Source organism: Pseudovibrio sp. Ad26, assembly GCF_001623285.1.
Taxonomy (GTDB): Bacteria; Pseudomonadota; Alphaproteobacteria; order Rhizobiales; family Stappiaceae; genus Pseudovibrio; species Pseudovibrio ascidiaceicola.
Window position 1 is genome coordinate 1 of the sequence record NZ_LMCE01000011.1, and the last position, 20,083, is coordinate 20,083.

A 20,083-nucleotide genomic window follows, 5' to 3' on the forward strand; every position below is an offset into this window, starting at 1 on the left:
CTCAGCTGCAGCGCTGGCGGTCCTTGTGTATTGCCCCATTGTTCACTCCTAATCTAGTGATCATGGGCCAAAACACTCCATTACTCAAATCGATCGATTTGTCCATAAGGCGTCGCCGACAAACAATTTATAAAGCAACACAACCTTTCGCAGGGATGAAATGACACCGTTGTGCATGTAAGGAGCACTTTTGCGGATGTGACGTAAACTTGGCGTTGCGAAGGCCCCCACATCCTTCGGATCATTAGTAACCTGTTAGCGTCCCAGATCCTCCAGCGGTTTTCCGAAGTAGTCGCTGCATCGAGGATCTGGTTGGTGTTCACTTCCACCGTGAGTGTCATGCTGTCTGCGTTAACCCACGCCTTGACCGCAGCTTTGTCATCGAGGGCGTGAGCGATCGGATCGCAGGCCTCATATGGCCGAATTACATCAAACCCCGCCTTTGCTAAGTTATGTGCTGCAATCCTGATTATGCTGGTTCTCATAGAATTTCCTCCGTTCAGCGGGCACCTTGCCCGGCTTCACGACTGCAACCCCGCACTACTGACGGGGCTAAAATTCCTTGCGAGCTAGGTAGGATAGGCGTCGAGTTCAGCAGCGAGCTTGTCTCTGGCGGCGCTTAGCATGTCAAGATAGGCACCGCCTCGGTGCAGGATGATCTTACCCACCCATAGCTCCTCGGCGTTCTTGTCGCCAAAGACCTCGCGCACTTCCTCGTTTGTGTAGCGTAGGATTTCCATCCCCCATTGAGGGTGCTCTGTGTAGATATAGTTCACGTGCATGGCGCTCGCTCCTCCCGTCGCCTATGCTCTTTACACATGGCCTGAGTTTAGGTTGCCCGGTACCGCGCAATGCCATACCAGCTTGAACAATCAAGGGCTTACAAGTGTCATACCGTTGGTTTTGTGGGTGTGTCGATACCTGCGAAGTGTGACTGGTCCGCGCTTTAGAACAGGAGGCGTCTTGCTTGCCGGTGCCCTCTCGTCTCGGCTGGTATCGTCTAGCACCCGCCTTGAGCTGACTTTAACTGCTTTGCACCGCACTCCCCAACAAATGACCCTGCACTTCTGGCGCGACAGAATCGGGGTCATTCGGGCAATTTATCGCTATGTTCGGCGAAGCTGCGTCCCCTCCTCCATCTGCAGTCAAGCAGCGCAATATCCTCCTCGCAATCCCATACCAAGCTTCCCCTACCCCGGCTTTGGGATCCTTCCGGGCCGCGATCGTATGCAGTGGGGTTTTGCGCACTAAGTCGCCAGTGACAAAAGAAAGTTCTGGGTTCGCATTTAGTGGGAATGAAAATGCCATTGCACCGCAACATAACTAGGTTAAAATATTGTTATATAAAATATTTTACAATATTGCTCTCAGCTCAAACGTCCACCTAGAGTGTGAACTTTAAGTTTTGAGTTCACGTGTCAAGTTAGCATTCTAAATTTGCTTTACCGGAGTACTCATCCTTGCACTTCTTGAGGTAATCTCTTTTGCTTTGTGATGCAGCTTGTATTGACTAAACCGGATTTGAACAGCGTCATTTTCAGCTTTGCTCCAATGGTGAAATTTATCTCCGATCCACAAATGCATTATTTGGTACTTGGCATCATCGGACGCAACCTCAATGCCTCATGATGTATGTCATCACTCTGGTATTGTGCAGGCACGAGCGCATGGTAGCAGTCCAAATGAACGCCATGAAGCTATCCGCTTTGTCACAACATTCAATCACTCCGGAGATTGCGGCGTAGAAGCTTTAGAGGGCGCACAGAGATTGCTCACTCTTCTTTCAAGGCCCGGATTTGCACTTATTCTTATCAGTATAGCTTTGCTTGCCAGTGGCCTGAGCTCCAGAGTCATCGCCACCACAGAAGCAAAAATTGCTATAGAAGGCTTCATAAACCTAAAAACCACTCTACGGGTTCGCTGTATTATCACGCACAGATTTACCAAACAACAACAACGATTTAATTCTTAAGTTTTCTGTACCTCACTTAAAGCCCGCTGCTTTTAACTAGTCAATTGCTACCCAAATATCCCGCACTGCGCCTCAATAATGCAACTGCGGTAGTTTTTGTACTCCAAGAAAAACTCTCTCTTTAAAGCCCTGCAATATTTGATAGATCAGCTTGACAGAGCGGTTGTAAAATTATACTTGAATGTATGACTCATATTTAATACACACCTCCTGATTGTATTGAGAATAGTGGTCTCCAGTGTTTAAACCTTCGATAACTATGCCTGCCATTGCGGCGAGTACATTCCATCAGGCGTGTCTGGTGGTCATGGTGCCGTTACTGCAAGATGTCTTTGACCTGACACTCAGTATGATTGGGGTTGTAGTAGGAACAGGCTTGATGGCAACTGCGATCAGTTTGCCTGCTTGGGGACGAATAGAAGCATATATCGGAGCTCTCGGTGCCTTAAAGATCATACTGAGTTTCGCGGTATTAAGCGTGTCTGCAATTGCAATCAGCTTTATGCTAGTCAGCTATGCTATAATCTCACCTCTCCTCGGATTAGCTGTCCTCATTACGGCACGAATTGCTTATAGCATTTCAGTTCCAGCTCTCCTTCCGCTTACTCAAGCAATACTCGCAAGAAATTCGCGAAATTCTTCCAAGCTTCTAGCTCCGATAGGTCGTTTGAGTTCTATGACAGGTCTTGGACGACTTGCGGGAAACGCAGCTGTGGCTCCGCTCTTGCTTCTCGGGGGAGTCGCTCCGCTTATTGCTCCAATTCCAGTCTATGTAGTTTGCTTATTTTTCGCATTTAAGCAGTCATCACCAGCAATGACAAAATGCAAAAAGAGCAACGAATACAAAAACCGGATCACACTTCCCAAAACTGCGCTTTTGATTGGATTTGCTCTGCAGTTGTGCCTTGGTGCAACATATGTGCTGCTGGGGCCGCTTATAAAAGACAGCATGCAGCTAAACTCAACTCAGGCAACCACTGTTGCAAGTTATTGTCTTACCGCTGCTGTTCTAAGCGGGTTGGTCGCTCAGTTGGGCCTCTTACCAATCGTTCGCAAGCATGCAAGCATTGTGCAAATCACCAGCGCAATTAGCTTTACGGCAGGCCTCAGTCTGCTTTGCATAGCGCATACGCTGTCTTTTATCGCAATGAGTGCAGCTATCATTGGCGCTTCAGCAGCACTGCTCGCAGCTACTAATTCAGTATATTTGCTGAAACGATTGCCAGCTTCACTCAAAGCAAAAGGGTCGACCACTCTTTCCTGTTCTCAGTTTGCCGGGTTAGCCACAGGCTCCCTTCTTGGCGGCTTTGGTGGAGAGACGAGTCTGACCTTAACTTTTTCATTTGCCGCCCTCATCGCACTTGTTTTTTGCGTAGGTGGCTCCGGGTTCGTGATCAGCCACAAGCCAGTTGCGCGACCTTTGCGTCCCTCTGATATTTAACAGAACACAAAGGAGCCTTGACATGTCCCAGATCGTCAAGATGCCGAAGAATACGCAACCAGTTTATGACCTGATCGGATTAGGCATAGGGCCGTTTAATCTGAGCGTTGCCGCATTGGCACAGAGCTCATCACACATTCGCACAGCATTTTTTGACAGTAAGTCAGAATTCAGCTGGCATCAGGGATTGATGTTTTCGCGTTCTGTTTTGCAAACATCGTTCTTGAAAGACCTCGTCACAGCGGTACAACCGACCAGCGCATACTCTTTTATGGCATTCCTGGTTGAAAAGAAGAGGTTCTATGACTTTTTAGCTGGCCGTTTTACCGGAGTAACCCGTGTGGAGTTTAATGAATATCTTGCATGGGCTGCTGGCAAGATGAGCAATCTTCATTGGAACCACACTGCCCAGGAAATCTCGGTGAAAGACAAGCGTCTATCTGTGGCGTTTGAAGACGGACGAGTTGAGCACACTCACAATCTTGTTATTGGCACAGGCATGAAGCCTTTTATACCGCAATGGGCGACCGCATACTTAGGTGAGAATTGTTTCCACGCAAGCAGTTACCTCAACAAAGCACGGCAGATAAAAAACAAACGTATTGCAGTCATTGGCGGCGGACAAACCGGTGCGGAAATTGTTCTGGACCTTTTGACAAATACGCAAGCAGCTCCATTGGAGGTCCAGTGGATCAGCAATTTGCCCCGGTTCTCCCCTCTCGAAGAAGGTGGGTTTGTTGATCAGGTTTTTACACCTGCTTATGTTCAAAGCTACCAGACTCTTCCTAAACAAAGCCAGCGACAAGAAGTGGTAAACCAGAAGCTAGCAAGTGACGGCCTAACCCCAAGCACAGTCGACGAGCTGTACGGGGAAATCTATCGCCGCAAGCATCTTTGCGCTGATCCCTGCACCATCACCTTGCTGCCGGGACGAGATGTAAAAGCGATGGAACAGCAGGGAACCGGCTATCGGTTGACCTCAAACTCTACGATCAGCGGTCAGACGGAAACGCAGCACGTGGATCAGGTCATACTAGCGACAGGGGCAAAACCAGCGCTTCCGGAGTTTATGACGCCGCTCTTACCGCGGCTTTCGTTAGATGAAAATGGCCTGCCGGAACTGGATGCATCCTATCGACTGCAATGGGACGGACCAAGAAACCTTCAGATTTTTGGGTTAAATCTCGGCCTTTCCTCTCACGGCATTGTGGATCCGCAAATGAGCCTCATGACGTGGAGGAGTGCGACCATATTGAACGCTGTTGTTGGAGAGCCTCTCTTCGATCTGGAAGAAGACAGCGAATTAATCGATTGGCCAAGTGTGCCACGAGCGGAAATCTTAAATCAGGTCATACCAGCCTGAACCGCTGATTAAATCATTAATTGCTCTATTCATCAGGTTCGCCATGAACAAAACCTTAGTTTACACTCAGGCAAGCAATCGTCCTGTGTCTGCGCCTCCTACACCTTCACAAAGGGCTGAGTATGCCACTGCAAGTGCGTTCTTAAATGCGCTCTTGCGCGAATGGTCAGGCTGGTCTTTTTTATCACACGAGCAAAAAGAGCTTTTATGTTTTTGTGAGGATACAGTTTGTCTTCCTCTGCAAAACAATGATCGCTTGTTGCTGCAAGTCCCTCACCATACGGCTGCTCGATTTGAAATACAGCTGCCCTTTTACCTCTGGAACAGCGAGGGGCACTGCAAGCCTGTTAGCCTCATGAGTGCGCTGACTGCACTTATTACAGATAGTACAATCAGCGGTGAGCACAGCGAAAAGCAGTTTACGCTTTTATCGAGGGTGTTGGATAGTCATCAGGCTCAAGTGCAAGCTTATGAGCTGGACGCCAACAAATCTCCTCATGCTGCAGAGAACTGGAATTTTCAGGGCGCTGAGCAAGCGCTTATTTCCGGCCATCCGACTCATCCAAACCCACGTAGCAGAGACGAGCTGACCAAAGCCGATGCCTTGTTGTTATCGCCTGAATTAAAGGGGCAGTTTTCTTTGTTCTGGGTCTTGGCAGATCGTTCGATCCTGGTTTCAGGTTCTGGTGTGCAAATAACAGCTTTTGACATGTGCCTGGACCTTGCCAAAAGCGATGAAACCTTGCCGGAAACACTGCGGACTAAAGTTGACAAGGATTACGTGCCTATTGCCTGGCACCCATGGCAGGCAGAACGTTTATTGGCTCGTCCTCAAGTTATCCGATGGATACAGCAGGGGTTTCTTAAGCCCTATGGGTCAATTGGCAAGCCATTTGCAGCAACTGCATCAATGCGCGGAGTACACGCTTTCAAGGCGCCGTACATGCTTAAGTTTTCACTTTCCATGCGACTGACAAACTCAAAAAGAGTACTTGCTCGCAAGGAGGTTGAACGCGGTGTGCAGATGGCAGAGCTGCTCTCAGCTGCTTTGGGGGACAAGTTGGCAAGTGATTTCCCAAATCTGACCATCCTTACTGAGCCCGGATATGTTGCTCTGCAAGATGAAGACGGCGGCGCACTGGAGGATAGTTTTGTAGTTTTGCGGGACAATCCGTTCCATAAACCGACGCAAACTGGCCCCGCCATGCTCGCCAGTTTATGTGAACCTCAACTTGGTGCTCCCTCCCCACTTGGTGACTTAATTTATAGGCAGGCGGCACAAAAAACACTCTCCCCTCAGGGATTGGCAGAACGCTGGCTGGATGCATTCATGCAAGTGGCTATCCTGCCTCTGCTTGATATTCGCGCCACCTACGGTCTGCTGTTTGGCTCTCATCAGCAAAATATGATGATTGCACTGGAAGACGGCATGCCCACTCATCTTTATGTCAGGGATTGTCAGGGGACAGGTCACCTAACGACCCACCATGACGTCCTGTCTGCCTACATACCTGACATTGGTAAAAATGCTGAAAATGTAGTCCCTCCTGAGCTTGGTGATGAGCTTCTTTGCTATTACGTGATTGTCAATAACTTGCTCCATACCATTAGCACTCTGGTGATTGATGGATTGATGGACGAGGCGCGCGCCTATGACACGCTCCGCAGAAGATTTAAAGCCGCAGCTCAAAATACGACTGGCGACCCATCCTTTTATGACTATCTGCTGACCTCTCCAACATTGGTCAGTAAGGGCAACTATCGCACTAGCCTTAGCAACGTAAACGAAGCATCGGGCGATGGAGCTGGCCAGCTCGCAACATTCTTCAAAATAGCCAACCCATTTAATAACAAGAGAAATAACGATGACATTGCATAGGATGCCTATTGGCTCATCACTTTCGATTGCCCATAAAACACATGATAGCTCCTCTGATTGCAGATTTGCTCAGGTTGTTACATCCGAAGATTGGAATGGCGGACAGCTAACCGTGTTGCGTGACACCAAAGCTTTTGCCTATGCTCATCTGGAGAATGCGACAGAGGCAAATCTGAGTTTTTCATTCTATTTGGAAGGTTCTCAAGAAGAAAAACTAGAAGCAGTATTGCTGTGTCTGGAGGCATGCTTTTCGTCGCATTCAGAGATAGAAACTCTGAAAATCAGCCTGGCTGCAGACACTATTGATCCGCGAGACCTGCCATTTCTTGCGGTAGCAAATGGGCAGTATCGAGTGTATCGCTCAGGCTTCTATCAAAACCCACAGCTCTGGCTCCTTCACAGATCCACAGGCCGTCTTCGCACCGGTTTGTTCGAAGGGCCAGATGGTCGGGATCATCCATTAAGACCGCCACATCCAATCGGGCTGTGCTACGAGCGTTATGATCCCGTTGCTGACGTTGTTGTATCATTTCGTGCCGTTGATATAGACCGTGATCTGGACAGGTTTCATCGCTGGATGAACGATGGTCGTGTCGCATATTTCTGGGAGCTGGCAAAATCTAAAGATGAGCTGAAGGCATACCTGGAAACATTACAGGCCAAACCCCACACCTATCCACTAATTGGTTGTTTTAATGGTGAGGAAGCAGGTTACTTCGAAACTTATTGGGTGCGAGAGGACCGTCTTGGCCCTTATTACGCCTCTCAAAGTTACGACAGAGGCTGGCATGGGCTGATTGGCGAACGCAGGCACCTAGGCAAAGTAAAAACCGGCGCTTGGTTGCGCGGGCTGACACACTATCTTTTCTTGGACTGCCCGCTGACTGATAACATAATGGGTGAGCCTCGGGTGGATAACGCCAAACTGCTCTCCTATGCAGATTCTCTTGCCTATGAAAAACTCATGGAATTCGATTTCCCGCATAAACGCTCGGCACTCATGTGCTGCCGGCGGGAGCGTTTTTTTGAGGAGGTTCGCTTATGATCCTCGACAAACAGCAGTGCAGCACAATGGTGGCGGACACGACATGTCCCTCGCCCTTGTGGCCAAAAGTCTGCCAGACAGCGCTCGCAAAATTACTTAGTGAACTAACTTATGAAGAAGTGTTAGACCCTGTTTGTACTGGCGGCGAAACTTTTGAGTTACGCCTTGCCTCAGGTGTACTCTACACGTTTCAGGCGCAAACCATGGTCTGGGGGAACCTCTGGGTGGACGCAGGCAGTATCACCCGGGCTCCCGCATTGACACTGCCATTGTCTCCTCTTCAATTCTCAGTGGATGCACAGACCGAACTTGGAATGAGACCGGAAACACTGGCCACCTTTTTGTGTGAAATGTCCAACACTCTGCGTCAGGATTTGTTTCTGGCTCAATCCTGCGAAGGTTATGATGCTGACGCGCTCCTCCAAATGCAACCATATGAGTTACACGCGGTGCTGGAAGGGCATCCAAAAGCCGTAGCAAACAAAGGTCGCCTTGGTTGGGGAGCAGAGGATGTCGCCCGCTTTGCGCCGGAGAGTCGACAACCGATCGAGTTGTTATGGCTTGCTGCTCGCCGTGAGAACTGCGAGATCAGCGATAGTGATATTCAAGCAGAAAAAAGCTTTCTGAAAGACACCTTAGCCGCAACTGAAATGGCGCAACTAATGGACACTCTAAAAAACAAAGGAGGTACTCTAGAAAGCTACTGTCTCATTCCTGTACACCCCTGGCAATGGGATCATGTGCTCCAACAAACGTACATCAATGATCTACAAACAGCAGACCTGATCCTGCTGGGTACTTTTGGCGGACGCTATGTTTCGGGCCCATCTTTGCGGACGCTCACCAGTCTGGACCGCCCTGAAAGCCCAGATGTAAAGGTTGCTCTGACAATCCTGAACACGTCAGCATGGCGAGGAATTCCTGGAAAATACATCGCTCATGGAGCTGACTTATCTGAGTGGTTGGATGGAATTGTTCAATCAGATGATCACTTGAAGAATAAGGTTTTCATTCTAAAAGAACTGCGCGGTGTATGGTATCGCCATCCGTTTTACCAGCAGCTTCGCGATATTCCCTATCAGCATGATGAAACTTTGGGGGTAATCTGGCGGGAACCTGCAGACTACAAAGTGGGACCAAATCGCAGAGCTTATCTTTACGCTGCCTTGTTGCACAAAGATGGTTCAAGCGTTCCCCTGGCTGCTCATCTCGCGCAAAAGACAGATCTTGATTTAGCGGATTGGCTGCAAAAGTTGTTTGAAGTCACCGTTGTGCCGCTCTATCACATGCTCTGCGTATATGGGCTTGGTTTTATTGCTCACGGACAGAACATAACAATTGTTCTGGAAGACAATGTACCTGTCGGTATGGCGATCAAAGATTTGCAAGGAGATGTCGATCTCGTAAATGAGGTTTACCCTGAGCAGTGCGATCTAAGTGATGAACTGCGCGCATTACTGCCAGCAAAGCCACCAGCTTACATTGTACATGACATTCAAACTGCTCACTTCGTCACGGTGCTCAGATTTCTGTCATCTTCACTGGCACAAGCCGAGCAGATGACTGAGACATGTTTCTACCAAATTCTTACAGATACGCTGAAGAGCTATATTGCCGCTAACCCGGAATATAGTGCACGCTTTAAGACATTTGAGCTGTTTGCGCCGACCATTCCCAGAGTGTGTATCAACAAAGTACGCTTTGAAATTGGATATGGTGACAGCGCTGAACGCCCGTTGCCTGCGCTTGGTATGGATTTGAGTAATCCCCTACTCTGCTAAGAAGAAAAGGCAGCTCTGCGATCTGATAGAGCTGCCTCTCTGCCTAATCTCTGACAATGAAGAAATCTGCTATAACCCAACAAGATAACTGTTGTGGCGAGTTGATCTTTGCTGATCATAACAACCTGTTCTCACCGCCTGAACACTGTTCTTCTCAGTAATCAAACATTGGCAAACTCGATCAGAGGAGAGCTGCAATCAACGAAATTGTCGTCTTGCAGAAAACATCTCTCACAAATCAGGCTTGCGTAGTCATCACTTGCTCTTCCAAAACAGCACGAAGTTGTTGTGTTGCCTCCCACATATCTGCGTGTGAATGATAGAGTGGTGACAGGCCAAATCTCACTGCATTTGGAGAACGGAAAGAAGAGGTTATGTTTTTCTTCTTAAGCGCTTCAACGATTTTGCTCCCATCTCCGGGAATGCAAACGCATACGTGCCCACCGCGCTCATCATAATTCTCTGGGGACGCAAGTTCGACACCAAGATCGCCGCATTGTTCTTTGATAAGCGTAACAAACGTTTCGCTTAGAGAACGATGCTTGGCCCAAACCTGATGCGGGTCAACCGAATTCCAGATCTCTGCTGCACACCAAAAAATCTCATTTGCAATCACCTGCGGAGATCCGGTCATGTGGCGCAGAACACCTTCAGCTGGTTCAAATTGCTCAGAAAATGAAAATATATTTGCATGACCGATCCAACCAGAGATCTCTGGCCAAATCTTATTCTGATGCTTTTTGTTGATGTATAGCCATGCAGGACCACCAGGACCGCCACACAAATACTTGTAGCCACATCCAACCGCAAAATCTGTTTGTGTGCCCTCAACATCCAGCGGAATAGCACCCGCAGAATGAGAGAGATCCCAAAGTGTTAATGCCCCAACAGAACGGGCTTTGGCGTTGATTTGCTCCATGTTGAAACGACGCCCAGAGCGGTAATCCACTTGTGACAGATAAACGACTGCAACATCCTCAGTGATGGCATCAAGAATGTCCAAATCTGGGTCCGCATAGGCAACTTTCAGCTGGTCGCTGTGAGCGTTCTCCAAGCCTTGCGCTACGTGAAGATTGGTAGGGAATGTGGTCTTCTCGCTCAAAATCACTTGGCGATCCGGATTAAGCTTCAGCGCATCTGTCAGCAACTTGAACAGGTTTAGCGTGGTATTGTCATAGGCCAGCGTATCTTCTGGGGCAGCACCAATTAGGCGACTTATCGCAGCACCAATTTGCATAGGCCGGGCTATCCAGCTGGCCGCTGCCCAACTCGCGCTGCGTTCATCAGCCCATTCACTTTGAAACACCTGCGAAAGATGCGCCGGAACTGACTTTGGCATAGATCCAAGAGAGTTCGCGTCTAAATGTATGACGCCGGGCCGTTCTTCAAACAACTCCTTGCAGTGTTTGAGCGGATCATTGTCGTCAAGCGCTATAATATCTTGATAATTCACTGAATTTCCAATCTTCACAATAGGATGTATGGAGGCAGCGAAGCCGTTTAGGAGGTAACGTCATGAAGCTTGGTCTCAAAGCCTCCCGGCAACGAAACCTCCAAAATCTCGAGATCATCAGAACCATTCAACAGTGATGTTTTCATCGCCGGTGGTATGACAAACGCATCTCCAGCTTTGAGTTGATGGGCTTTACCCTCTTCATTGACCAGCGTAACGCTGCCTTCCATGACAAAAGAAAACAAGATATCCGAGGTGTGGCTGGTAACAGACCCAGTTGGCCCCGTCGTTGCACGGGCGACTTGCACATTGGCAACCTGTTTTGTTGCTAAGCCGATGCCTGTATCTCTGCATTCAAAGCCATCAAGGCGATGAGGCTGCCATATGGCGCTATCTAATTGATGATGAACAAATTTTTGCCCCTGAAACTCACGCTCTGGATTGACGGTTCCATTCGGTAAGTCCATCTCGTGATCAATGCTGGTGATATGTTCTGCCGGAACGCCAATTTCAATTACTTCGAGCTCACCAGAGGATTCCAGTACACGATGCCGGATCTCTGGAGGTTGGATAACACAGTCGCCAGCTTTGAGGATAAATGGCTCACCTTGATCTTCATAAACAAGCCGGACCCAGCCGCGATAGCAAAATATCAACTGAAACCCAACGGTGTGATAATGCACCATATCCGGAACAGGACCTGCATCTGGAATGCGGATGTGAGAGGCAATAATACTGCCACCCAAACGATCCGGGATCAGATCACGATACTGCATACCAGCGCGACCAATCACCCAAGGATCATTGTCAATCATATGCCTGACTATGAAAGAGTGTTGAGTTTTGGGCATTTCCAGTGGTGGTGAGGCGTCAACAATCTCAATTTTAGTGCCATTTGGCGCGATTAGTTCGGTTTGCCCTTCAGCAAAATCAGCAGGCTCTTTGCATAGCAAACGCAGTGTTCCTGGTTGTTCTGATGCATCTTTTTCCAGGCGCACCCGAAGACCGTGACCAGACATCACCGCAATAGCAGGATTGTCAGCTGGGAAAATCATATCCAGCTTCATACCGAGGATCTTGCTGAAAAACGGCAAGTCCTCTTTCAGATCGTTGGTTGGCAACCGTATTTCAGCAGATGCAATGTGATCTACGTTGGTTTCTAACTGTGCCACTTGACGTCCCTCCCAGAATTTCAAATGTGATAAACAAAATAGAGTTCGTGGTGCTTATTCACCCTCACTTTTGAGGTGCGTGGCATCAATCGTCGCGATCACCAAAATACGCGCCGGAGTATCGCCTGCACAAACGTAAGCATGCTTCATTGAACTATCGAAATAGATGGAATCTTCAGCCTCCAGGAGCAGAGGCGCATAGTGTTCTGAATGCAAATGCAAGTTTCCCTCCAGCACAATCAAAAACTCTTCACCCGGATGAGCATGTAATCCGCCAACCTCTTCCAGAGTTCGTCCTGCTACAATATCAATGGCTGGGTTCATCATTTTGTTGGTGATGTCGTTACTCAACACCTGAGCACTATAGCGTTCTGTTTCCAGAAAAACGCCCTGCCCTTTGCGCGTAATGCTGCGAATGCCACTGCGAGCCGGACTGCCCCGACTTTCAAAGAATGCAGACATATCTACATTGAGAGCTTGCGATAAAACATAAAGATTAGCAGCGCTCATCAGCGTTTGATCATTCTCCACACGAGACAATGTCGCCTCTGAAATCCCAGTCTGTATGGAGAGCTCACTGAGTGATAACTGCAATGCTTTGCGGAAGGTTTTCACACGCTCACCAATGTGCAATTTCTCTTGCCTCTTCGAGTTCGTAGGCTTCCGAGAGATCGCTGCCGTATTACTTGTTTCACGTCGCAAAATAGATAATGCCTCGCTCAATTAGCTTACTTGCTTGTTCGTGCATTTAATTGTTGTGACACACAATAGAATGACTAATTTCATTAGTGCAAGAGAATTTCATAATTGAAATATAAAATAACATTTGTCCAAGAAGTTAGTTCGAGTGGGTAATTTCTGATGATATCTCTTTGTCATCAAAACAGGAAAACAGCAGACTATGAGGATACTTGCGCTTCTGGAGAGGTGATTGACAGCATCTTGCGCATATGCAAGTGTTTTTACGTATTACGCCGTTTGTAGCAGTAAGAATCTCCGATATTGGAGGAGATAGCTGAATTCAATGAGGCCAAAGCCTTCCGACGGTGCAATGCAATGGGAGGGATTTATGAATAAGACTCTTTTGATGCTGACGACAGCAGCATGCATAACATTTGCAGGTTCGGCTTGGGCCGAAGATATTAAAGTTGGGGCTTTGATGGGCGTGACGGGGCCTCTCGCCAACTTTATTCCACCAATCCTCAACGGGGCAAAACTAGCAGAGGCAGACGTGAACAAAGGCGGTGGTTTGTTGGACGGGCAAACCATGAAGCTTGTTGTTGCGGACAGTCAGGCATCTGCACAGCCATCAGTTGATGCTGCGGGTAAATTGGTAAATATTGAGAACGTTGTTGCAATCATGGGAGCACTGTCTTCTGGCGCAACCATTGCTGCGGCAAATGCGGTTGCTATTCCAAACGGCGTACTTCAGGTTTCTCCAACAGCGACAGCACCAAGCATGACCAATTTGGAAGACAACGACTATGTCTACCGCATTGTTCCAAGCGACAACTATCAAGGTAAAGTACTCGCACGTGCCGTTCTGGAAGAAGGCTTTAAAAAGGTTGCAATTACATATGTTAACAATGACTACGGCGTCGGCATAGGTAACACTTTTAAGGTTGAATACGAGAAATTAGGTGGGGTAGTCACCAAATTCTCCAAGCATGAAGACAAGAAAAACTCATACCGTGGTGAGTTGGCGACCTTGGCCTCCAGCGGCGCTGATGCACTTGTTGTCATCGCTTATGCAGCCGGCAGTGGCGCGAAGATCGTCAAGCAATCATTGGAAAATGGCTTCTTCGAGAAGTTCATTGGTACAGACGGTCTGCGGGATGACATCTTAATTCAGCAAATTGGCGCAGATGCTCTTGCCAGTTCCTTCTTTACCTCACCAAGTTCTCCGAGCTCAAATGCAGCTACAGAAGCGTTTCATGCTCGGTTTGACGAGACATTTGGCAGCGGGTCAGACAAGCCATTTGTAGATCAGGCTTATGACGCTACCATGTTGATTGCGTTGGCAATTCAACAAGCTGGTTCAACCGATCGCACCGCTGTAAAAAATGCGCTTCGTTCTGTTGCAAATGCACCAGGTGAGATTGTTGGTCCGGGTGAATGGGCAAAAGCACGTGAGTTGATCTCTGCGGGCAAAGACATCAATTACGAGGGCGTTTCTGGGGCCCACGAGTTTGATGAGAATGGAGATGTCGCGGGTTATATCGGCAAGTATATCGTCGAAGGCGACAGCTACAAGCAAACCAAAATCTTCAATTAGTTCAGACCTCTACCACAAGAGGTTGAATTTTGCCGAGTAATGACCGGGCTCTTCTGGGCCTGGTCATGTTGGACCGTGTCATGATGGTGCAGTCAATGAGATTTTGGGAATACAAATGATCCAGCTTGAGAATGTATCAAAACGATTTGGTGGATTAACTGCCGTTCACAACTGCTCATTTTCAATTCCGACGGGCCAAATTACGGGTGTCATCGGGCCGAATGGCGCGGGTAAGACTACTGTTTTCAATATGATAGCTGGCCTACTTCAGCCAAACAGCGGGCAAATTTTTCTTGATGGAGAAGACATTACTTCCTTGCCAGCACACCAGCGTCAGAGCAAAGGGCTTTATCGGACTTTCCAACTAGCACACGAATTCTCACGTATGACTGTGGTTGAGAACCTGATGGTCGCAGCGGATAGCTCCATCGGAGAGAATGTGTTCAATGCAATTTTCCGCCCCTCCATCTTTCACAAACAAGAGCATGCAGCATACGATAAAGCTATGGAAATACTGCGCTTTCTGGAGATTGAGAAACTGCAGGATGAACTGGCAGGAAACCTTTCCGGCGGGCAAAAGAAGCTGCTGGAACTTGGCAGAACTTTGATGCAGACACCAAAGGTCATTTTGCTGGATGAAATCGGCGCTGGCGTAAACCGCAGCCTACTCAGTAAGATCGCTGTGAAGATCCAACAGCTGAATGACGATTTCGGCTACACCTTCTGCCTGATTGAACATGATCTGGATTACGTCTCGCGGCTTTGCGACGAGGTTGTCGTACTGGCACAAGCCACTGTTTTAACAACAGGAACCATCGATAAAATTAAACGTGACGAGCGCGTGGTGGAGGCCTACTTCGGTGGCGGCAAATATGAGGGTGCCCATGCCTGATCAGATTTTGAACATCCAAAACCTAACTGCAGGCTATGGTGCAACGCCTATTATTCATTGCGTTGATTTGTGCGTTCATTTGAAAGGAATAGTGGTAATTGTGGGACCAAATGGGGCTGGCAAGTCCACTTTGTTAAAATCAGTCTTTGCGCTCAATAAGTATTTTTCTGGCTCCGTAGAGTTCATGGGGCAATCGATTGTTGGCGTTAAAACTGCGGGCCTCGTTCCCATGGGCATTTCTGCCGTTCCGCAAACCAGCAATGTATTTGCAAACTTGACAGTACGTGAAAACTTGCAGGTGGGAACGTATGCAGCACCACCAAAAAATCCAGCTGCGACATTGGATATGATCCTGACGCTGTTTCCAGACCTTCGAGAAAAACTGAACCAGCCAGCTGGGCAGCTCTCTGGTGGCCAACGACAAATGGTTGCTATCGGAAGAGCGATGATGAGCGATCCAAAGCTGTTGTTATTGGATGAACCGACAGCCGGGTTGTCGCCTGCTTATCTGGAGCGGATCTTTGATTTGATCCAGCAAATTCGCGAAGCCGGCATCTCTGTGTTGCTGGTTGAGCAAAACGCCAAACAAGCCCTGCGTATCGCTGATATGGGGTATGTGCTGGTAAACGGAAAGAACGGATATACGGATACAGGCAAGAACCTTCTGGCTAATGATGAGGTGCGGCATGCATTTCTTGGCGGGGGGCTGCCAGCATGATTGATTTCATCAACTACTACCTCATACCGGGCATAACTCTTGGCAGCATTTATGCATTGGGCGCCGTCGGGATCTCGATGATTTTTGGCATTCTGCGCTTTGCACATTTCGCGCATGGCGACTTGATGACCACCGGCGCTTATATTGCTCTTACAGCAGTCTGGACACTCGGTGTTCCTGCACTTGCTGCTATTCCGATCGCGGTTGTAGGAACGGCACTGGTGGCCGTGTTTCTGGATAAGGCATTCTATAAGCCGCTGCGAGATTTACCAAGCATCTACACTGTCATCGCTTCCTTTGGCGTCGCGCTTATCCTACGCTCAGCTATCCAGTTATTGTGGGGCACGGACTCCCAAGTCTATGTGGTCGGCTTTCAAAAACCGCTGATCTTTTTTGATAGTCTCCGCATCGCTCTTCGGCATATGCAAATCATTGCGTTTACGGTCGTTATTGCAATCACACTGCATTTTTTCCTGTCTTATTCTAAAACTGGTAAGTCCATGCGAGCAGTTGCAGATGACCCGGAGTTAGCGCGAATTGCCGGACTTGATACAGAAAAGATCGTTCGGTGGACCTGGATTATTGGAGGTGGCCTTGCTGCCATTGGTGGTGTGTTTGTGGGATTGGATACGGACATTCACACAAACCTAGGTTGGAACTTATTATTACCTATGTTTGCAGCAGCTTTGTTGGGCGGAATTGGCCGCCCCTTAGGGGCTATGCTGGGAGGCTTGATTATCGGCGTTGCTGAGGAGATTTGTACGTTCCCAATCATGGACATAGAGATCATCTCGCCCAGCTACAAAAGTGCGATTGCCTTCATCATCATGCTAGCTCTGTTGTTGTTCCGCCCGCAAGGCCTCCTAAAAGGAAGGGTGCTTTGATGGAACTCTCAGGATTGTTCTTCTATTTCGTTTCCTTCCTCACCATGGCTGGCATTTATGCTGTAATTTGCCTGGCGCTTAACATCCAATGGGGGTTTGGCGGCCTGTTTAATGCAGGCATCGCTGGCTTTTACGCTATCGGTGCGTACTCAGCGGCTATTATCACTTCCACGACGGCATCAAACAATGTTGGAGGGTTCCAGCAACCCATTTTTGTAGGCATGGCCGTTGCGGCTGTCATTGCAGGTCTTGTTGGCTGGGGCATTGCACGGCTTTGTGTTTCTCTCAAAAGCGATTACCTCGCCATGGCAACAATTGGAATTGCAGAGATCATCCGGCTTATAATCGTCAATGAGGAGTGGCTGACTAACGGGAGTTTGGGCGTTTCCAACATTCCACGTCCCTTTGAAGGAATGTTCAAAGGGCAAACAGCGGAAATTGTCTTTGTTCTTTTTGTTTGGATGATCGTGTTGCTGACTTATTTCATTTCTCATCGCCTTCACAAAAGTCCGTGGGGTCGGGCTTTACGAGCAATCCGCGATAATGAAGATGCAGCAGAATCCATCGGCAAGGACACTCATTCTTTCCGCACGCAAACGTTTGTAATCGGGGCAATTTTTATGGCGTTGGCGGGAGCACTGAGTGCGCACTACTTCAAATATTTCAGCCCCGACGCAACTGAGCCAATTCTGATAACATTTCTTGCTTGGGTGATGTTGATTGCCGGAGGAAGTGGAAACAACAAAGGAGCCATTGCAGGGGCATTGATCGTCTGGGCGATCTGGTCAATGACAGAGATCCTAACAGGTTTCCTACCCTCCGAATGGGCAACCCGATCCTCCTACATGCGCATGCTGCTTATTGGCCTATTCCTGCAGTTCGTTCTGCAACGATATCGCTCCGGCGTGCTACCAGAAAGAGCGCCAAAACTGGACAAGTTGAGACGCTCTTAGCTTGCTGGAGGTAGAAGACATCATATTCCGCTATGAGCCCCGGATTACAGCTCAGTCCAACCACCAACCATCTCGGCGGAGTGTATAAGGCAGTGAGCGATCCAGGCCTTCCAGCGGAACGGAGCGTTGACCCGTTCGAGTAATGGAGGAACGTAATGACCGAACCATGCTGACAAGGTTTTGACGGAAGCGCGCGACAAGACCCATGATCACGATCAAGAGCCCCATAATCCCTTCTGGTTCTGGCGCTGAGCTTCCACTGAGGTTTAAGTTTGGATAAGCTTTTGTCGCTACGCCAGAAACTTGCGGCAGCGGGACCGACGCTGAAACTGTGCTTTTTGGATCATGATTTGCGAGCGTTTCAGAAACCGCAACAAACGAAGTGAAGCGGGTTTGAAGGGAGTGGTCCAGACCAAGCTTAGTAATCTCGTTCTTTAAAGCCAGATTAGAGCTGCCTCCAATCGTATATGCTCGATTTTTTGCAAAGATCTGCTCACGCGCCCAGATGATTGAAAGTGCTTTCTTTTCTGGGCTTTGTTGCTGAGTTCTCCCTGACAGTTCAATCTCCAGCGGCATGCGCGCCGCCTTTCCATTCACTTGGCCATTGATGAAAATGGTATGCTTTCCACTTTTCTGGTAGCGGCCCAGAACTCGAAGTGCGCGCCCCTTGAACAGGTCTGGAAGCTTTGTCGCACTTAGCCCTTCAACTGCTAGTCCGTTCCAATCAATTGAGACATCGGTCAGCACAGGCGTTTTCAAGTCTTTTGCAAAGACCTCTGCAGTCTCATGAAAGCTCTCGTCAGCTCCAACATAGCGCGCATATCCCCGTCCCTCTGCTGCCAGCGCTTCAAGCAGAAAGCGATTGACGGACGAGCCCACTCCAAACGCATAAAGACGTGCATTTCCAATGCGATTGGAAACCGTTTGAATAACTTTGCGCTCATTCCCTATGTAGCCGTCAGTCAGGAAAACAACGATGCGCGTTGTGTCTTTAGGTTGTTGTGTACCAAACGCAGCATTGAGCGCTGCATTCAGTTCTGTCCCGCCACTAGCATAAAGACTGGAGACATACTCAAGACCCGCCTGTTTGTTATGCTCACTCGCAATTAAAGACTGCTCTTCAAATGCGGTTGTCTCATTCGCAAACCGAAGGATCCGAAAGTAATCATCTGGGCGTAGATTATTAATCGCAGCACGCATAAAGGCTTTGCTTGCAGCTATTGGAGCTCCCCCCATGGAGCCAGAGGTGTCCAATACAAACACCAGCTCTCTTTTACCAATAGTCGCTTCAACTGGAACTTTAGGAGGCTCGATGAGCAACGAAAAGAAGCCACCTTTTTCATCCTCGTAGTAACTGTCTAAACCGGCAGTCACACTCGTCTCAGCAGCCAGTTCGTAACGCAAGACAAAGTCTTTATTGTCAACCTCCCGAGCCTTCTCAAAGGTCGCCTGTTTTTTGTTCTCATCTCCGGAGATGCTCAAGTTATGTGTTGTGCTCCAAAGGCCGGATATGGGCAGAGCTGCGGTCATGGACATATCTAAGGAGACCCGCTGACTATCGATGGCCTTGGATGTTGAAACGCCTATCACCTGAGGATATGCCGGTAACCGATCAATTTCCCAGCCGGAAACGACGTCAACTTCATCACTGCCAGACATCACATCTGGCTTATCTAATTGGATAGGCTCGGCTGCTCCTTCGTACCGCGGACCAACCACCATGGGGACAACCAGTTCATAGGCCCCATCTACTTTCGGCACGGACTGAACATAGTGTAGGTGCACGGTAATTGGCTTATCCGGCATCAAATTGGCGATATCCTGAGTAAACATGTTTGGTCGGTGCTGTGTCAGAAGGGATGCAGCTTTACCCTCTGCCTTTGCTTGCTTGAATACAGCACTTGCTTCTTGTTTTTCTTTGATTTGCGCGACGACCCGCTGCCCTTCCAACTCCATCTCCATGGCGTGCACGGCAGCTTTCTGATTTAGGGGGAACAGATAGGTCGCATGGAGCGGTACATCATTGGGATTGAGGAATGTCTGTGAAAGCGTAACCTGGGCGATATCTCCAACTACATCGACATCGTAGTGCGAAGAGAGCAAGGGCAACTCAACCTGTTGTCCATCTAACATAGCGATAATTGTACCCGCCTTCTTTCCCAATGGGTCTGGCTGCTCGGCGCCAGCATCGGAGCTCGTGCTGACTACAAAAATGAAAAGCAAGGAAAGAAAGCGCGTTGTCTCAAACATCAAGA

16 protein-coding genes are annotated in these 20,083 nt (G+C 48.6%); 11 read left to right on the forward strand and 5 right to left on the reverse strand.

Going from position 1 to position 20,083, the window contains the following annotated elements:
* Positions 1–569 precede the first annotated feature (569 nt).
* Positions 570–782 carry a hypothetical protein gene (locus tag PsAD26_RS02670; protein WP_063309177.1) on the reverse strand — a complete coding sequence of 71 codons (213 nt, stop codon included), beginning with the start codon at positions 780–782 and terminating at the stop codon, positions 570–572.
* An 836-nt stretch (positions 783–1,618) separates the two neighbouring features.
* On the opposite strand from PsAD26_RS02670, the gene PsAD26_RS28705 reads away from it, so the two are divergent.
* The 6 genes from PsAD26_RS28705 to PsAD26_RS02695 all read left to right on the forward strand — a co-directional run bounded on the left by PsAD26_RS28705 (position 1,619) and on the right by PsAD26_RS02695 (position 9,481).
* Positions 1,619–1,972 carry a divalent metal cation transporter gene (locus tag PsAD26_RS28705; protein WP_084403549.1) on the forward strand — a complete coding sequence of 118 codons (354 nt, stop codon included), beginning with the start codon at positions 1,619–1,621 and terminating at the stop codon, positions 1,970–1,972.
* Between the two features lie 259 nt (positions 1,973–2,231).
* Positions 2,232–3,413, forward strand: coding sequence for an MFS transporter (locus tag PsAD26_RS30390; protein WP_063309178.1), 1,182 nt, complete (start codon positions 2,232–2,234; stop codon positions 3,411–3,413).
* Positions 3,414–3,435: 22 nt separating this feature from the next.
* The gene (locus tag PsAD26_RS02680; RefSeq protein ID WP_063309179.1) at positions 3,436–4,776 is read left to right on the forward strand and encodes a SidA/IucD/PvdA family monooxygenase; all 1,341 of its coding nucleotides are present in this window, start codon (positions 3,436–3,438) and stop codon (positions 4,774–4,776) included.
* 355 nt (positions 4,777–5,131) lie between these two features.
* The gene (locus tag PsAD26_RS02685; RefSeq protein WP_193758240.1) at positions 5,132–6,655 is read left to right on the forward strand and encodes an IucA/IucC family protein; all 1,524 of its coding nucleotides are present in this window, start codon (positions 5,132–5,134) and stop codon (positions 6,653–6,655) included.
* A complete protein-coding gene (locus tag PsAD26_RS02690) occupies positions 6,642–7,700 on the forward strand; it encodes a GNAT family N-acetyltransferase (protein ID WP_084403550.1) in 1,059 nt (352 codons plus the stop codon). The genes PsAD26_RS02685 and PsAD26_RS02690 overlap by 14 nt, the downstream gene beginning before the upstream one ends.
* On the forward strand, positions 7,697–9,481 hold the full coding sequence (locus PsAD26_RS02695; protein WP_063309182.1) for an IucA/IucC family protein: 1,785 nt from the start codon (positions 7,697–7,699) through the stop codon (positions 9,479–9,481). Before PsAD26_RS02690 ends, PsAD26_RS02695 begins: the two co-directional genes overlap by 4 nt.
* A 238-nt stretch (positions 9,482–9,719) precedes the next feature.
* On the opposite strand, the gene PsAD26_RS02700 is transcribed toward PsAD26_RS02695, so the two are convergent.
* From PsAD26_RS02700 to PsAD26_RS02710, 3 genes are read right to left on the reverse strand one after another with little or no spacing between them, the layout of a single operon-like run.
* Positions 9,720–10,934, reverse strand: a complete 1,215-nt coding sequence (locus PsAD26_RS02700) for an aminotransferase class V-fold PLP-dependent enzyme (protein ID WP_063309183.1) — start codon at positions 10,932–10,934, stop codon at positions 9,720–9,722.
* A 47-nt stretch (positions 10,935–10,981) separates the two neighbouring features.
* Entirely contained in the window at positions 10,982–12,106 is a 1,125-nt protein-coding gene (locus PsAD26_RS02705) for a cupin domain-containing protein (RefSeq protein WP_063309184.1), read from the reverse strand.
* 54 nt (positions 12,107–12,160) lie between these two features.
* The gene (locus tag PsAD26_RS02710; protein WP_063309185.1) at positions 12,161–12,739 is read right to left on the reverse strand and encodes an XRE family transcriptional regulator; all 579 of its coding nucleotides are present in this window, start codon (positions 12,737–12,739) and stop codon (positions 12,161–12,163) included.
* Positions 12,740–13,175: 436 nt separating this feature from the next.
* On the opposite strand from PsAD26_RS02710, the gene PsAD26_RS02715 reads away from it, so the two are divergent.
* The 5 genes from PsAD26_RS02715 (at position 13,176) to PsAD26_RS02735 (ending at position 17,828) form a co-directional block, all read left to right on the forward strand.
* Complete coding sequence (locus PsAD26_RS02715) at positions 13,176–14,381, forward strand: ABC transporter substrate-binding protein (RefSeq protein ID WP_063309186.1); 1,206 nt, start codon at positions 13,176–13,178, stop codon at positions 14,379–14,381.
* A gap of 115 nt (positions 14,382–14,496) precedes the next feature.
* Positions 14,497–15,273, forward strand: a complete 777-nt coding sequence (locus PsAD26_RS02720; RefSeq protein ID WP_063309187.1) for an ABC transporter ATP-binding protein — start codon at positions 14,497–14,499, stop codon at positions 15,271–15,273.
* Positions 15,266–15,991: an ABC transporter ATP-binding protein gene (locus tag PsAD26_RS02725; RefSeq protein WP_063309188.1), complete on the forward strand. Its 726-nt coding sequence runs from the start codon at positions 15,266–15,268 to the stop codon at positions 15,989–15,991. The genes PsAD26_RS02720 and PsAD26_RS02725 overlap by 8 nt, the downstream gene beginning before the upstream one ends.
* Complete coding sequence (locus PsAD26_RS02730; protein WP_063309189.1) at positions 15,988–16,875, forward strand: branched-chain amino acid ABC transporter permease; 888 nt, start codon at positions 15,988–15,990, stop codon at positions 16,873–16,875. Before PsAD26_RS02725 ends, PsAD26_RS02730 begins: the two co-directional genes overlap by 4 nt.
* Complete coding sequence (locus PsAD26_RS02735; RefSeq protein WP_063309190.1) at positions 16,875–17,828, forward strand: branched-chain amino acid ABC transporter permease; 954 nt, start codon at positions 16,875–16,877, stop codon at positions 17,826–17,828. The genes PsAD26_RS02730 and PsAD26_RS02735 overlap by 1 nt, the downstream gene beginning before the upstream one ends.
* 51 nt (positions 17,829–17,879) lie before the next feature.
* Here PsAD26_RS02735 and PsAD26_RS02740 read toward each other — a convergent pair whose 3' ends face one another.
* The gene (locus PsAD26_RS02740; protein ID WP_063309191.1) at positions 17,880–20,078 is read right to left on the reverse strand and encodes a VIT and VWA domain-containing protein; all 2,199 of its coding nucleotides are present in this window, start codon (positions 20,076–20,078) and stop codon (positions 17,880–17,882) included.
* Positions 20,079–20,083 lie beyond the last annotated feature (5 nt).

Coding starts and splice junctions, on each gene's coding strand:
- PsAD26_RS02670 (WP_063309177.1), bottom strand. CDS start 782: ATGCACGTGAACTATATCTACACAGAGCACCCTCAATGGGGGATGGAA.
- PsAD26_RS28705 (WP_084403549.1), top strand. CDS start 1,619: ATGCCTCATGATGTATGTCATCACTCTGGTATTGTGCAGGCACGAGCG.
- PsAD26_RS30390 (WP_063309178.1), top strand. CDS start 2,232: ATGCCTGCCATTGCGGCGAGTACATTCCATCAGGCGTGTCTGGTGGTC.
- PsAD26_RS02680 (WP_063309179.1), top strand. CDS start 3,436: ATGTCCCAGATCGTCAAGATGCCGAAGAATACGCAACCAGTTTATGAC.
- PsAD26_RS02685 (WP_193758240.1), top strand. CDS start 5,132: ATGAGTGCGCTGACTGCACTTATTACAGATAGTACAATCAGCGGTGAG.
- PsAD26_RS02690 (WP_084403550.1), top strand. CDS start 6,642: ATGACATTGCATAGGATGCCTATTGGCTCATCACTTTCGATTGCCCAT.
- PsAD26_RS02695 (WP_063309182.1), top strand. CDS start 7,697: ATGATCCTCGACAAACAGCAGTGCAGCACAATGGTGGCGGACACGACA.
- PsAD26_RS02715 (WP_063309186.1), top strand. CDS start 13,176: ATGAATAAGACTCTTTTGATGCTGACGACAGCAGCATGCATAACATTT.
- PsAD26_RS02720 (WP_063309187.1), top strand. CDS start 14,497: ATGATCCAGCTTGAGAATGTATCAAAACGATTTGGTGGATTAACTGCC.
- PsAD26_RS02725 (WP_063309188.1), top strand. CDS start 15,266: ATGCCTGATCAGATTTTGAACATCCAAAACCTAACTGCAGGCTATGGT.
- PsAD26_RS02730 (WP_063309189.1), top strand. CDS start 15,988: ATGATTGATTTCATCAACTACTACCTCATACCGGGCATAACTCTTGGC.
- PsAD26_RS02735 (WP_063309190.1), top strand. CDS start 16,875: ATGGAACTCTCAGGATTGTTCTTCTATTTCGTTTCCTTCCTCACCATG.
- PsAD26_RS02740 (WP_063309191.1), bottom strand. CDS start 20,078: ATGTTTGAGACAACGCGCTTTCTTTCCTTGCTTTTCATTTTTGTAGTC.